14 protein-coding genes are annotated in these 14,411 nt (G+C 35.2%); 12 read left to right on the forward strand and 2 right to left on the reverse strand.

The window, feature by feature from the left end; genetic code table 11:
- The first annotated feature begins 2 nt into the window (after positions 1 to 2).
- From ACZ1GR_RS00320 to ACZ1GR_RS00330, 3 genes are all read left to right on the forward strand, one after another.
- Positions 3 to 1,013, forward strand: coding sequence for a 4-hydroxyproline epimerase (locus ACZ1GR_RS00320; protein WP_472610294.1), 1,011 nt, complete (start codon positions 3 to 5; stop codon positions 1,011 to 1,013).
- Positions 1,014 to 2,267: an NAD(P)/FAD-dependent oxidoreductase gene (locus ACZ1GR_RS00325; RefSeq protein WP_472610295.1), complete on the forward strand. Its 1,254-nt coding sequence runs from the start codon at positions 1,014 to 1,016 to the stop codon at positions 2,265 to 2,267.
- A gap of 81 nt (positions 2,268 to 2,348) precedes the next feature.
- On the forward strand, positions 2,349 to 3,278 hold the full coding sequence (locus tag ACZ1GR_RS00330; protein WP_472610296.1) for a hypothetical protein: 930 nt from the start codon (positions 2,349 to 2,351) through the stop codon (positions 3,276 to 3,278).
- Between the two features lies 1 nt (position 3,279).
- Here ACZ1GR_RS00330 and ACZ1GR_RS00335 read toward each other — a convergent pair whose 3' ends face one another.
- Positions 3,280 to 3,924: an alpha/beta hydrolase gene (locus ACZ1GR_RS00335; protein ID WP_472610297.1), complete on the reverse strand. Its 645-nt coding sequence runs from the start codon at positions 3,922 to 3,924 to the stop codon at positions 3,280 to 3,282.
- A 58-nt stretch (positions 3,925 to 3,982) separates the two neighbouring features.
- On the opposite strand from ACZ1GR_RS00335, the gene ACZ1GR_RS00340 reads away from it, so the two are divergent.
- The 9 genes from ACZ1GR_RS00340 to ACZ1GR_RS00380 all read left to right on the forward strand — a co-directional run bounded on the left by ACZ1GR_RS00340 (position 3,983) and on the right by ACZ1GR_RS00380 (position 13,610).
- Positions 3,983 to 4,405 carry a PaaI family thioesterase gene (locus ACZ1GR_RS00340; RefSeq protein WP_377766709.1) on the forward strand — a complete coding sequence of 141 codons (423 nt, stop codon included), beginning with the start codon at positions 3,983 to 3,985 and terminating at the stop codon, positions 4,403 to 4,405.
- Positions 4,386 to 5,447, forward strand: coding sequence for a chorismate-binding protein (locus tag ACZ1GR_RS00345; protein WP_472610298.1), 1,062 nt, complete (start codon positions 4,386 to 4,388; stop codon positions 5,445 to 5,447). Before ACZ1GR_RS00340 ends, ACZ1GR_RS00345 begins: the two co-directional genes overlap by 20 nt.
- 53 nt (positions 5,448 to 5,500) lie before the next feature.
- Complete coding sequence (gene menD / locus ACZ1GR_RS00350; RefSeq protein ID WP_472610299.1) at positions 5,501 to 7,240, forward strand: 2-succinyl-5-enolpyruvyl-6-hydroxy-3-cyclohexene-1-carboxylic-acid synthase; 1,740 nt, start codon at positions 5,501 to 5,503, stop codon at positions 7,238 to 7,240.
- Between the two features lie 32 nt (positions 7,241 to 7,272).
- Positions 7,273 to 7,614 (forward strand): DUF2853 family protein, encoded by a 342-nt coding sequence (locus ACZ1GR_RS00355; RefSeq protein WP_377766712.1) that lies wholly within the window; start codon positions 7,273 to 7,275, stop codon positions 7,612 to 7,614.
- Between the two features lie 69 nt (positions 7,615 to 7,683).
- Entirely contained in the window at positions 7,684 to 8,517 is an 834-nt protein-coding gene (locus tag ACZ1GR_RS00360; protein WP_472610300.1) for a CvfB family protein, read from the forward strand.
- A 175-nt stretch (positions 8,518 to 8,692) separates the two neighbouring features.
- A complete protein-coding gene (locus ACZ1GR_RS00365) occupies positions 8,693 to 9,292 on the forward strand; it encodes an SPOR domain-containing protein (RefSeq protein WP_377766714.1) in 600 nt (199 codons plus the stop codon).
- Positions 9,293 to 10,201, forward strand: coding sequence for a 1,4-dihydroxy-2-naphthoate octaprenyltransferase (gene menA / locus ACZ1GR_RS00370; RefSeq protein WP_472610301.1), 909 nt, complete (start codon positions 9,293 to 9,295; stop codon positions 10,199 to 10,201).
- Positions 10,202 to 10,235: 34 nt separating this feature from the next.
- Positions 10,236 to 10,994 (forward strand): LytR/AlgR family response regulator transcription factor, encoded by a 759-nt coding sequence (locus ACZ1GR_RS00375; RefSeq protein ID WP_377766716.1) that lies wholly within the window; start codon positions 10,236 to 10,238, stop codon positions 10,992 to 10,994.
- 624 nt (positions 10,995 to 11,618) lie between these two features.
- Positions 11,619 to 13,610: a histidine kinase dimerization/phosphoacceptor domain -containing protein gene (locus ACZ1GR_RS00380; protein ID WP_377766717.1), complete on the forward strand. Its 1,992-nt coding sequence runs from the start codon at positions 11,619 to 11,621 to the stop codon at positions 13,608 to 13,610.
- 1 nt (position 13,611) lies between these two features.
- On the opposite strand, the gene ACZ1GR_RS00385 is transcribed toward ACZ1GR_RS00380, so the two are convergent.
- Complete coding sequence (locus ACZ1GR_RS00385; protein ID WP_472610302.1) at positions 13,612 to 14,406, reverse strand: SDR family oxidoreductase; 795 nt, start codon at positions 14,404 to 14,406, stop codon at positions 13,612 to 13,614.
- Positions 14,407 to 14,411: the final 5 nt, after the last annotated feature.

The raw sequence follows: 14,411 nt of genomic DNA on the forward strand, positions 1-14,411 counted from the left end.
GAATGACGCTCCATAAATTTAAATGTATAGATGCCCACACATGTGGAAATCCAGTTCGCTTGGTTGTTGAGGGAGGACCGAATCTAATTGGTTCTTCAATGAATGAAAAGCGACTACATTTTTTAAAAGAGTTCGATTGGATACGAACCGGGTTAATGTTTGAGCCACGAGGACATGATATGATGAGCGGAAGCATTTTATATCCACCACATAATCCCGATAATGATGTTTCGGTATTGTTTATCGAAACATCTGGATGTTTGCCTATGTGTGGGCATGGAACTATTGGAACTATTACAATAGCTATCGAAAGAGGTCTAATTGTTCCTAAAGTTCTTGGGAAAATTAGAATGGAAGCACCGGCGGGTTTAGTGGAAATAGAATATCATAAGCCAAAAGACAAAGTTGAATGGGTAAAACTTACTAATGTAAAAAGTTACTTAGCTCATGAAGGATTGGAAGTTAACTGTACTGAATTAGGAGAGTTAGTTTTTGATGTTGCCTATGGCGGAAATTTTTATGCCATTATTGATCCGCAAACCAGTTTTAGCGGAGTACAAGATTTTTCAGCAAGCAAGTTGGTTCATCTTTCGCAAAATATTAGAAATCTGATAAATGAAAAATACCCAGACCAATTTATTCACCCAGAAAATGATTTAATTCGCGACGTTTCCCATATACTTTGGACAGGAGATCCCTTGAATGTAAATTCTTCAGGTAGAAACGCAGTTTTTTACGGTGATAAGGCAATTGATCGTTCGCCTTGTGGAACTGGCACTTCCGCAAGACTAGCCCAACTATATGCAAAAGGTAAGTTGCAAGTAGGAGAGGAGTTTATTCATGAGAGTTATATAGGTTCTACTTTTATAGGAAAAATAGAGCGTGAGACACAATTAGACGGCGTCAAAGCTATTGTTCCCAGCATAAAAGGCTGGGCAAAAATATATGGTGAAAATACTATTACGATAGATACCGAAGATGATCCGTACGCACACGGATTTCAAGTTATTTGAATGGGCAAAAGAATTATAATTATTGGAGGCGGAATTATCGGGCTGTGTTCGGCTTATTATCTTGAGAAAGACGGGCATGACATTACCATAATAGATAAATCTGACATGAATTCTGGGGCATCTTATGTAAATGCAGGGTATATAACGCCAAGTCATATTATTCCCATGGCATCTCCAGGAATGATTTCGAAAGGATTACGGTATATGTTTGATTCAAGTAGTCCTTTTTACATGAAGCCAAGGCTAGATAAGGATTTTATTAAATGGGCCTGGTATTTTAAGAAGTCGTCAACTAAAGAAAAGGTTGAAAAAGCAATTCCTTTGATCAAAGACCTTAATGTGTTGAGCAGAGAGTTGTTTATGGATATTAAAGCATCCGGAGATTTAGGAAACTTCCACCTTGAACGTAAAGGCTTGCTGATGTATTACCAAACCCAAGCTGAAGGAGACCACGAGATGCTAGTAGCCGAGAAAGCTAAATTTTTAGGTTTGGAAGTTAAGCAATTAGACGCTGAGGGGATACGGAAAATAGAACCAAATATTTCTGTAAACGCCTTAGGTGCTGTGCATTATGAGTGCGATGGGCATACCACACCAAATGAGTTTATGCGAAAGATGAAGAACTATCTTGAGGGGAAAGGAGTTCGTATCTACAGGAATGAAGAAGTTGTAAATGTCACAGCTTCAAATGGAAAAATCGCTACCATAGAAACAACTAAAAATGTATACAAGACCGATGACGTAGTTTTTGCTGCAGGGTCATGGTCATCGAACTTGGCCAAAAAACTAGAAATTTCCCTATCAATTCAGGCAGGTAAAGGGTATCGAATCGATGTAAAAGAACCAACGGGTATTACAATGTCTGCCATACTAATGGAAGCAAAAATAGCGGTAACGCCTATGGAAGGTTTTACGCGTTTTGCGGGTACTATGGAATTTTCAGGCATAAATTCAAAGATTAGAAAGAAAAGAGTAGCAGCAATAGCAAATAATGCTTCAAACTATTTTAAGGGCCTTCAAATCTCTCAAAATGATAGGGCAGAAGCGCAATGTGGGTTACGACCAGTGAGCCCAGATGGTCTACCTTACATCGGTAAGGCTTCTGGATATAGAAACCTTGTTATCGCTACAGGCCATGCTATGATGGGGTGGAGTTTAGGGCCCATAACAGGTAGTTTAGTCGCTCAGTTAATTGCTAACTCTAAAACTACTTTAGATATAAAAGCATTGCATCCTGAGCGAAAATTCAAGTAGAATTTATTCTATTGAGCACAATTTCGATGTTTGGCACTTCATTTGCTTTCCATTTGTTTTAAATCAGAGTATTTTTGTAGTATGATAAAAAGTTACCCCTCTATCATTTTGATGTGCTTAGTGTTTAGTTTTCAATCTTTTGCGCAAGACTTAAAACTTTTTAAGTTAGCCGATTTTGATTTGAACGGCAATGTAAAAACCTGTACCGTTATTACGGCTTACGGTAAAGAAGTTTTTGAATTTAACGAAGAGGGTTTTTTAATAAAGTCTACCACTGCATACAATGAAGCCGATCAAGATATTACCACCTATAAATACGCCAATGGTTTTTTATTGGAAAAACGAATGGAGAGCTATAAAGACAATGTGTTGGATGAGGCAAGCTCAATGGCAAATTTTTATGAAATCGATACTACAGGGCAAAAAATAATAAAAGAGCAAATTATATCTTACGATAAAGAATTCTTAGAACAGCAAGAATTTATTTTCGGGGAAGAGGACAGAATTTTCAAAATCATCACTTCTCACGAAAATGCAGTAGATGAAACAAGGATTGATTATACAAGTTTTAAAAATGAACGAACTAAAACACGCTTTACAAACGGCGTCATAGAAAAATCGATTAGAACATCTACTAAAAAATCTAAATTGAAGGGAGACCAGAAAATCGTTTTGACCAAAGATTTCTTAGATGGCGAGCCCAATAAGGCCATTGAACAGCGTTTTGATGAAAGTGGTAAACTTATTTATGAAGAACTGTTTTTAAATGACCTCGTTAAAAGCAGCTTTGCTAGTCAAGAAATTCATCTTTTCGAATACGATGAAGAAGGAATTTTGAAAAAAGAAACCATCAAGCAAAAAAATGCAATAGCTACCAAAGAATTCGTTTTTCAGTTTGATGATAATGAGGAAAAAAACTGGGTAAAGAAGATAGTATTGCCCGACAATACCTATACTACACGAAAAATAGAGTACTATCCAAAATTAGAAATAGAGGAATCTCAAGAATAAGCTATTCAAATTGTTTTAATACACTGGGTTTTATTTCATGCCCGCCATGAAACACCCGTATTTCGTAATTATCCTTAAAAAGATAATCACTTTTTTCTTTCTCAAGCTTAAGCCGTTCCTTGGTTAAATAGTCATCGGTATCACCATAAACAAGATGAATTGTAGATTTTTTATGATCTATGAAACTGAAATCTTTGGGTTTTAATTCAGAAGGTATTCCCCCGGCATATAGAATAAGACGGTCGAAGATTAGCTTTCTTTTTGTTATCCATCTTGAGGCTATCGATACCCCCTGAGAAAACCCTAAAATAATAAGTCTTTTGTCTTCTGGTATTTTTTCAGATTTCATGACTGCATCTAAATATGACAGTACATTCTCCATTTCGGTTTGGGTATCTTCTTTGGTTAGCCAACTCGCGCCAACATATTTGTATTCCCCATTTAGATAATACTTTGATGGGGCCTGTGGTGCAATAATATAGTTTTGTTTTGGATTTAATTCTTTAAAAAATCTAAGAAAATAACGACTTAAAAAACCAATACCATGAAACACAATCCAAACGTTCTTTGTCTGTGAGGTTAAATTGTTAAGAGTTTCATAAGAATTCGTATTGGTATAGGCAACAGTTTTCTTGGTAGATTCCATAGCTTAAAAATAGCCTCTTTTATTATAGGGGTAATGCTTAATTTTACAAAAAATAATAATGGACCAGCATAAAGAAAAAATACTTTCCGTTTGTAACGAAATTTGCAAGGGAACCTTAATGGAAACCTTAGCTATTGAGTTTGTGGATGTAGGAGAAAATTTTCTAATTGCAAGAATGCCTGTTAATTCTAAAGTTCATCAGCCAGACGGAGTGCTGCATGGTGGCGCAACAGTAGCTTTGGCCGAAAGTGTGGGTAGTGCAGCTTCTTATATCTTTTTAGATGGAAATAAATTTTATGTTCGAGGCATAGAAATTTCTGCCAATCATGTGAAAAGCATAAGTGAGGGTTTTGTATATGCCAAAGCACAGATTATCCATAAAGGCAGAACCACACAACTCTGGGAAATTAAGGTGACCAATGAAGCTGATGAACTGATTTCTAACTGTAAATTAACTACAATTGCCCTCCCAAAAAAATAAAGATTTTCATCAACTCTTTGCCGAAGCCCGTTTTCAAAAAGAGAAAGACTTCCCTTTTGTTATTTATCAGAAGCCCAATGAACTTTTGGTAAAAGCTATACTCCCCAATACTTCTAATTTAGTGTATACTTCAGACTTTTCTGAATCTGGTTTTGTTTTTGCACCATTCGATTCTAAAGAAAAAGCAATACTACTTTCGAGTAAAAAAATACTACAGGCGGATTATGAAATAACGCCTGCGGTACCAGATCAGATTATTGGCTCAACTGATAATGGAAAGGAATTCCATTTAGATTTGGTGAATAAGGCGCTGGCTTCTATTAAAAATGGGGCTTTGAAAAAGGTGGTTGTCTCACGTAGGTTAATTTCAGAAACTAAAAAAGATGCTTTTAAGTTATTTGAGGCATTGTTGAACTACTATCCTGAAGCTTTTAAATACCTATGGTATCATCCAAAAAAAGGAATGTGGTTAGGAGCCACACCGGAAACCTTGCTTAAAATAGATGGAGCCGTTTTAACAACTACCTCATTAGCAGGAACACTTCCTGTACAAAGTAATCAAGCTCCCCAATGGAGTTCTAAAGAAGTGGAAGAGCAACAATTGGTAACCGACTACATTGTAGATGCACTTTCAGATAAACTAATTGATACCAATGTAACTGAGCCAGCTTCAGTAAAAGCGGGTAAACTATGGCATTTAAAATCTCTTATAACCGGCTCTTTGCCAAAAGAACTTGGTTTGAATAGCATTATCGATGCCTTACACCCAACTCCCGCTGTTTGTGGTATGCCCAAGATTGCAGCTAAAGAATTTCTTATTGCGAACGAAAATTATGATAGGGAGTTTTATACCGGTTTTCTAGGCGAACTTAATCTTGGGGTTTCTAGAAAAACGCATTTATGTGTGAATTTGCGTTCTATGAAACTCGAAGACACAAAAGCGAGCATTTTTATTGGGGGAGGTATCACGGAGGAGTCCAATGCCGAAAGTGAATGGATGGAAACCCAGCATAAAAGCAAAACAATACTTAGTTTGCTGTAACCAAACGGTTTTTTTCTCGGTTTTAGTTATTTCAGTTCGTATTTTTGTCAGGCATGAAGCAGTCAAATATACCCTCGGCTATAGCTGTAGTTTCAGCATGTCAAGCTAGGGGGATAAAGAATATTGTAATTTCCCCAGGATCGCGAAACGCACCCCTGACTATCAGTTTCACCGAAAATCCTTTTTTTAATTGTTTTAGTATTGTAGATGAGCGTTGTGCCGCATTTTTTGCATTGGGTATGGCACTGCAGCAACAAAACCCTGTCGCTGTTGTATGTACTTCTGGAAGCGCTTTGTTAAACTATTATCCCGCAATTGCAGAGGCATTTTATAGCACGATACCATTGGTGGTAATTTCTGCTGATAGACCACCCTATAAGATTGACGTAGGTGATGGACAAACCATTCGTCAAGATCATGTTTTTCATAGACATATTGGTTATTCGGCAAATCTTAAGCTCGATGTTAGTCATGCCAAAGAGCGCATAGAGCGCTATGCCCCTCATTTGTTGGAGCAGCAACAGAAAGAAATCGAAAACTACAATGCTTCTGAAGTAAACGAAGCGCTTCATGTAGTTTTAGATAAACAACTTCCTGTTCATATCAATGTACCTTTTGAAGAACCGCTGTATGATACTCAAAATGTTGGCGAAGCATACCAAAACCCAAACGATGGTATACAAAGTAATGACAGTGTTTTAAATGACATCAAAAAGTATCGTGACCTTTGGAATTCTTCAAAAAAGAAAATGGTACTTGTCGGGGTTAACCATCCTAATGCAATAGAAAAAGAGCAATTGGCAGTTCTAGCTAATGATCTCTCGGTACTTGTTTTTACTGAAACAACCTCTAACCTACATCATCAAAATTGTTTTCAAAGTATAGATAGTATTATTTTTCCTATTGAAAAATCTAAAAATACCGACGAACAGTTTAAAGATTTACAGCCAGACATCTTGCTGACCTTTGGGGGCTTAGTAGTTTCAAAAAAAATCAAGGCTTTTTTAAGAACCTACACTCCTAAGCACCATTGGCATGTAGATGAGGTAAAGGCTTATGATACCTATTTTTCTTTATCACATCATTTTAAAACCAATACGAGCGCTTTTTTAGAGGCTTTATTATTGGATAATAAAACTGTAAATAGTACTTATTTTGATAAATGGAACTCGGTTAAAAATTCATATGAAGCTAAAAGGAGTAGGTATCTTGAAGAAATTCCGTTTACCGATTTTTCTGTTTTTCATCAGGTTTTAAATAGTATCCCCAATACTTATCAAGTACATCTAGCGAACAGTTCTACTGTGCGGTATGCCCAGCTTTTTGATATTAACCCTTCCTTAAAATTATTTTGTAATCGTGGTACAAGTGGTATCGATGGCAGCACATCTACGGCCATAGGAGCTTCTATCTACGAGAACGAACCAACACTTTTGATTACAGGTGATCTGAGTTTTTTTTATGACAGTAATGCCCTTTGGAACAGTTATGTCAAAAAGAATTTTCGAATAATTTTGATCAATAACTCCGGCGGTGGAATTTTTAGGATTTTACCAGGAGCAGAAGATTCAGAAAACTTTTCAACCTTTTTTGAGACCCGGCATGGTATGAATGCGGAGCATTTATGTAAGCAGTACGGTTTCGAATATGAAAGTGCTAAAGATGAAATTCGGCTTAAAGAAAAATTGTTAGATTTTTACCTTAACTCAGAACAACCAAAAGTATTGGAGGTTTTTACTCCTCGAGAGTTAAATGACAAAATTTTGCTTGGTTACTTTGATTTTATATCTTAGAAGAATTGTAAACTATAAGAACACTAACAATCATGAGTAAAAGAGACGAATTAATTGAAAAGTATGCCGCTGACATCAAAAGCAAATTTGGCGAAACCCCTGACATGGACTTGCTAACCAAAGTTGCTATTGGATTAGGCCCAGCGATTTACAACCTTGATGCCTCAAAAGTTTCGGGTAGTGATGACAAAGAACTGGAGACGGTAAAGAAGAATTTTTTAATGAAAAAACTAGGTCTTGCCGATAGTCCAAAACTAATGGATGCTATCAACACTGTAATAGAAAAGTATGGCAAGTCTGAAAAGAACAAACACCGTGCAGTAATCTATTACCAATTGGCAAGACATTTTAAAAAGGAATCTGTTTATAACTAGAAACAAATTTTATAGAGATATTTGACCGCTCAGAATTTTGGGCGGTTTTTTTATTTCTACTTTTACCGAATGATACAGTTAGGAAATTTCAACACGCTAGAAATATTGAGAAGTACGAGCGTAGGGCTTTTTTTAGGCGACGACGAGGGTACTGAGATATTATTACCCAATAAATACGTGCCAGACCCTATAGAAATTGGTCAAAAATTAACGGTCTTTTGTTATTTAGATAGTAGTGAACGACCTGTATCAACAACACTGAAACCTTTTATTATTAGAAATGAGTTCGCTTTTTTAGAGGTAGCGGAGTTAAGTACTTATGGGGCATTCATGGATTGGGGTCTAGAAAAGCATTTGTTGGTTCCTTTTCGTGAACAACGCTTGAAAATGGAGAAAGGAAAAAAATATGTAGTCCATTGCTATTTAGACGAACAATCGTTTCGATTAACGGCATCTAATAAGTTGGATAAATTTCTTGATAACGAAAACATCACAAAAAATGTAAATGATGAAGTTTCACTTTTAATAAGTAGAAAAACCGATTTGGGATGGGAAGCTGTTGTAGATAATAAGCACAAAGGCCTTTTGTTCTTTAGCGATGTATTTAAAGAAATACAAATAGGCGATAGCATTACGGGCTTCATAAAAAATATAAGGGAAGATAAAAAAATGGATGTATCCTTACTCCCCATTGGTCAAAAGATGCTAGAACCCACTGCACAACGAATACTAGAAAAGATTAAGCAAGCAGACGGATTTTTAACCTTGCACGATAAATCTTCTCCTGAAGAAATAAAACAAGAACTTCAGCTTAGTAAAAAGGCATTTAAAAAAGGGGTAGGTACACTTTACCGAGAGCGAAAAATTCTTATAGAACCTAATGGAATTCGTTTGGTTGAGTAATCTACCAGTCCTTATTTGTAGGTAAAAACTTGCTTTTTAACGGTTATAAATAGATTTAATCTGGCTTTATTTTTTTCTTGGGTCAAATATTTTACATTTGTAAAAATCTATACATTTAAGTGGTTGATAGTTATCTGTTTAGAGCCTATTAATCAAAATTAATATCCATTTATATATGCCATTTATAGAGGAGAGCGATTTACTGGATTTACACAAGGATATTGAGAAATCACAAATAATCAATGAGCGATTATTGGATCAAGTAGGTTTCAAAAATAAAGACCTTAGAAAACTTCGAATACAGCGTAATGTGTTGGCCGGTATTACTTTAGTCTTTTTGTTGTTGACATTTGGTTTTTGGGCATTTTTCTCCGGTCTTAGAACTTCGAATGAATTTAGAGGTCAAGAAGTCTTGGCCGAAGCCGAAGATAGCATAAACTCATTCAGAACCCGAATTAATTTTCTTAAAGAAAGAAATGAAGAATTAAGCCTAGTTAAGGAGTTTTACTTGGCAAAGGAATTTTTAGAAAAAGAAAAAATATATTCGGTTCAGGTAAAGTCTTTTGTTGAAAATAACGCTACTTTGGCCTCTGAGGCACTTACGAATACTTTATTTGTAAAAACAAATCCGTTTTATGCCTATTCTTTGGGTAACTTTGAAACTTTAGAGGAAGCACGACGCTTTAGAAAACAGCTTGTAAATATGGGCTTTAAAGATGCCTTTGTTGCCTCTTATCAAGATGGAAAGCGTGTAAAAATTGAAGACCCGTTTTAATTGAATAAATTAAAAGCATGGGTAAGCGCTGCTCGTCTTAGAACTTTACCCTTATCCATTTCAGGTATTTTAGTGGGAACGGCCCTTGCGAATCTTCAAGGTTATACTGACATGGTTGTTTTTTGCCTAGCACTGCTAACGACCATGGCTTTTCAAATCACCTCAAACTTTGCCAACGACTATGGCGATGGGGTTAAAGGCACCGATTCAGATGACCGTGTAGGCCCTAAAAGAGCTTTACAAAGTGGTGCCTTAAAAAAAGGAGAGCTTAAATCTGGAATAGTGATTAGTGTTGTTTTTTGTCTTTGTCTCACGCTTCTATTAATTTATAGGGCTTTTGGTATTGAGAACTGGCTTAACCAACTTCTTTTTCTTGCCTTGGGAGGATTTAGCGTTTGGGCTGCAATTCGCTACACAATGGGAAACAGCCCTTATGGATATAGAGGTTTAGGAGATATTTTTGTTTTTATGTTTTTTGGATTGCTAGGCGTTTTGGGCTGCTTATTTCTTTACACTAAGACGATAGATTATTTGGCAATATTACCTGCAATAGCTATCGGGTCTTTATGTGTCGGAGTTTTAAACCTTAATAATCTTAGGGATGTTGATTCCGATAGAAATCATGGTAAAAACACATTGGTAGTTAAAATGGGTTTTCAAAATGGAAAAAAATACCACTACGCACTAATTTTAATTAGCCTTGCAGCAATGCTAACCTTCCATTTTATTAGTATTAAAAGTACTACTCAACTTTTTTATTTTGTGGCTTATATTCCTATTATTTTTCATCTAAAAAAAGTACATGTAACCAAAGTTCCTGCTCAACTAGATACTGAATTAAAGAAACTTGCGTTAAGTACATTCCTGCTATCCTTTCTGTTTTACGTAGCAGTTAATTATTTTTCGTAATTTTATTCTAAAGAATAATGTAAACCAACTTATTTTGGAACACCCCATAAAGATTCTTATTGTAGAAGATAATGTCATTATTGCAGATGACATGCAATCCATGTTAGAGGAAATAGGTTATGAAGTTGTAGACAATGTGATTGTATACGAACAGGCAGTTGAGGTTTTAAAGAACAATCATATAGATTTGGTTCTTATAGATATAATACTAGCATCCGACAAAACCGGAATAGACTTAGGCAAGCACATAAGAGACGTATATAACATACCTTTTGTATTCGTTACTTCCAATTCTGATAAGGCAACAGTAGAAAATGCTAAAACGGTCAAACCCGATGGTTATTTGGTAAAACCTTTTGAGCAACAAGACCTTTATACCTCTATTGAAATTGCCCTATCAAATTTTAATTATTCGAACAAAACAAATAATAATACCGATGTTGACAATGATGAAGGAGACAGTTTTATGTCCAATTCAGTATTAAAAGACTCTATCTTCGTCAAAAAACAACATCTATATTATCGAATACAGTTTGGTGACATTCAGTTTATAAAAGCTGATAATGTTTATTTAGAGGTCAATACTGTTGACAAGAAATTCTTGGTTAGATCTCCTTTAAAGGATTATTTGGAAAAGTTACCTAAGGGAAAGTTTTACAGGGCCCATAAGTCGTACATCGTTAATGTGGATCATATTGATGCTATTAACTCAAAGGATATTATGATCAATAATACCTTGATTCCAATTTCTAAAGATTTTAAAGAATTTATTATTTCTTCAATGAACTCTTAAGAACAAGATATTTTAGATATTAAAATGCCCTTTCAAGGGCATTTTTTGTTTAATGATGTTGAACAGAAATGCTTTTTAGAAGTATAAACCACATGTAATAGCAAGTTCACAACAATAATTTCTTTTCATTCTCAAGCTACAATACATTTACTACGTACTAATTAAGAAAGTAAATTTTTTCATTTTCATATAGTGTTCTCGTAAAAGGGCCTTATCATAAGCGATAAGGCTTTTTTTTGTTTCTAAATTGTAGTATAGCTCTCGGATAGTCTTTAAAATGCATAAAACATCGATAAAATGCGCTTTCACATATGACAGCGTTAGTTTCACAACATAATTTGGCACTTTCACAACATTTTCGAACCAAGGCATGCGTTTCATCCTAATTTTGATAGAAATTTATCATGTGCCAAATCTTACGACATTATAATATTTAAAGGACTATACTTTTTGTATGGTCTTTTTTTAGATATGATGTTTAAGTTGTTGTTAAAATCTCCTCAAACTAACTATTCATTAGTGCCTTTGGCATTAAACCTTAGAGATTTTCGACGTAGAACATCGTTTTTATGATGCTCAAGATTATTTTGAACATGATTCATACCAAATACAAGTTATTTGAATATGAAACGTTTTCTAAAGTATAGAATGCAAATAATGCCAAAGCAAGCTAAAATATATCTTCTAATTACCCTTTTTTCATTTGGGTACATAGCTGCACAATCTATTCAAAAACAAGAGGTTGATTTGCTTGAAGCTTTTAGGGATAGCGAAAGTGCTTCAGAAAAGTTCGATTTCTTTTTTGAAACCCCTAATAGATACACACAAGATTCAGCTTATGATTGGTTAGACGATGTAAAAGTGTATTTAAATAGTGCCGAGAAAATAAATGATTCTTCCGCCATTAGACTGTACAAACTTATTAAAGCCCAGTTGTATTTTGATATCGGTGACTATAACAAGAGTATCGCTTTTGCAAAAGAATTACCGAAAAGTAAAGACACATTAGGGCAAAAGCCCCTAGAAATTTTACTGACCCTACTAGATGAAAACTATAGAGAACTTAAAATGTTCGATGAACAGATTAAGGTCAGGGAAGAAAAAATCGAATTGGGCTTTACAGAAGGCGTTGCATTTTATGACATTTATGAAAAAATGGGGCTTTACAGACGAGCGATGAATAAATATGTTCAGACTGTTGGCCCTACAATTGCAGATAACGACCACTTAGGAAAAGCTAAATACCACAATAAGATCGGAAATTTTTTAAGGTTAGAGAAATCAGAACCGACCGCAATAGGAGAATTAAATAAAGCAAGTGGTTTTTTACAGGTTGCAGTTAATGATATCACTATCCAAAAAACGGAAAGTGATCTTTTTGATATTGAATTTTTAAATGCAGAAATTGAAGGGAATATTGGTAAGTGTTATGTCGGCCTAAAACAGTACAAAGAGGCCCTACCGCATTTGCAGGCAAGTTTAAAAATTTTCGAAGAATTCAGTAATGGCAAATATGCAGATCAATTGGTTGACAACACCTTAAGTTTTGCCAATGCACATTTGCAACTTGGAAATTACAAAACGGCCAAAAAACACCTTGACAAGGTTTATCAGGTTGAGGACATTCAACAGCAATTAAACCTGAATCATTTATTGGCAAGCTATTATGATAAAACTGAAAATTATAGAACAGCTAACACTTTCTATAAAAAGAACCAACGAATTTCAGACTCTTTAAAAGCTAATGAACAGTCAATTTTAAAGCAGCAATTAGTTGCTATTGTGGGTACCTCTGACCTAGAGAATTCGCGTAGATTGGTAAATGAACAAAAGGCTTCTAATGAGAAGTTCAGAAGCGAATTACAACAACAAAGCGAACGTACAAATCTTGTAATTATCTCTTTAATCTTCACCTTACTTGGTTTTGCAGGTTTAGTTTATGCTTATTTAAAGAGTATTAAAAACCAGCGATTAATAGCTCAGCAAAAGCATATTATTGAAGATTCACTAAAAGAAAAAGATTCTTTACTTAAAGAGATTCACCATAGGGTTAAGAACAATTTACAAATGGTTTCGAGTCTGCTTAGCCTTCAAACAAAAAATACAAGAAGTAAAGCTGCGATTGAAGCACTTGAAGAAGGTAAGAGTAGGGTGAAAGCCATGGCCCTTATCCATCAAAAATTATATCAGAACGAAGACCTTTCGGTTATTGAAATGCAGGGATACATTGAAAGTCTTATTAATAGTGTGCAATCGGTATACAAGAAGGGCGGTCATAATATCAGTATTACTATCGATGCCGAGGGTACTGAGTTAGATATTGATAGAGCCATCCCTTTTGGATTAATTTTAAACGAATTGGTTTCTAATTCTTTTAAATATGCGTTTCCGGAAAGTGATGAAAATGGTAAAATTTATATACACTTAAGAAAGAACGGTGATCAGGGGTATTTTGAATATACTGATAATGGGGTAGGCTTACCAGAGGATACGGATGAACGTGCAAATTCTTCAATGGGTATTCGTTTAATGAATCGTTTGGTGAATCAATTACAGTCAAAATTGAATGTGGATAAAACCGGCGAAGGTGTCCGGTTTTGGTTCAACTTTAAATAATTTATTTGACTTCGCTTTTTAAAACTAGCTTGTGAAGCAGTTTTGGAAAAAAACGTTTTACATAAACACCTTTGGTTTCTTTTCCACCTATATAAGCTTCATAACTCTTTTTCTCGATCGCCCTTATCATTTTGCGACTTAATTTAGTAGTCGAAATTCCATTTGCAGTGGCCTTGTCATTTTCACCTTGAGCAGAACCATCACCGGTAAGCGCACTTTTTGCAATATTGGTATTTACGAAACCTGGGCATATCATGGTTACATCGATATTGTCTTTTTCATGTTCCATGCGCAAAGCGTCAAAGAAGCCGTGTAAAGCATGTTTGGCCCCACAATAACCGGAACGATAGGGAGAAGAAAATTTACCCATTAAGCTACTTACGGTGATAAAGTGACCTGATTTTTGGGCTACAAAGTAGGGTAAGATGGCTTTTGTCAATGCAACCGTACCTAAATAATCGACATCTATCATTTTTTGATACACACTAAAATCGGTTTCTGCGATTAAAGACCGTTGGCTAATACCGGCGTTATTGATTAGAATATCGATCTTTCCAACGAGTTCTATGGCTTGTTTCACTTTATTTTCCATGATGGAAAATTCAGTGACATCTAATGGAAGTACAAAGACATTACTTTTATTAATACAAGAATTTCTAACTTCTTCAAGTGCTTCTTTTCGCCTAGCGGACAAGATGAGTCTACAATTTTTAGAAGCAAGTTGATATGCTAGTTCCTCTCCAATACCTGAAGATGCTCCGGTAATCCAAACTGTTTTTCCATCAATTCTTGCCATAAGAG

This window comes from Croceitalea sp. W27 (genome assembly GCF_055693185.1).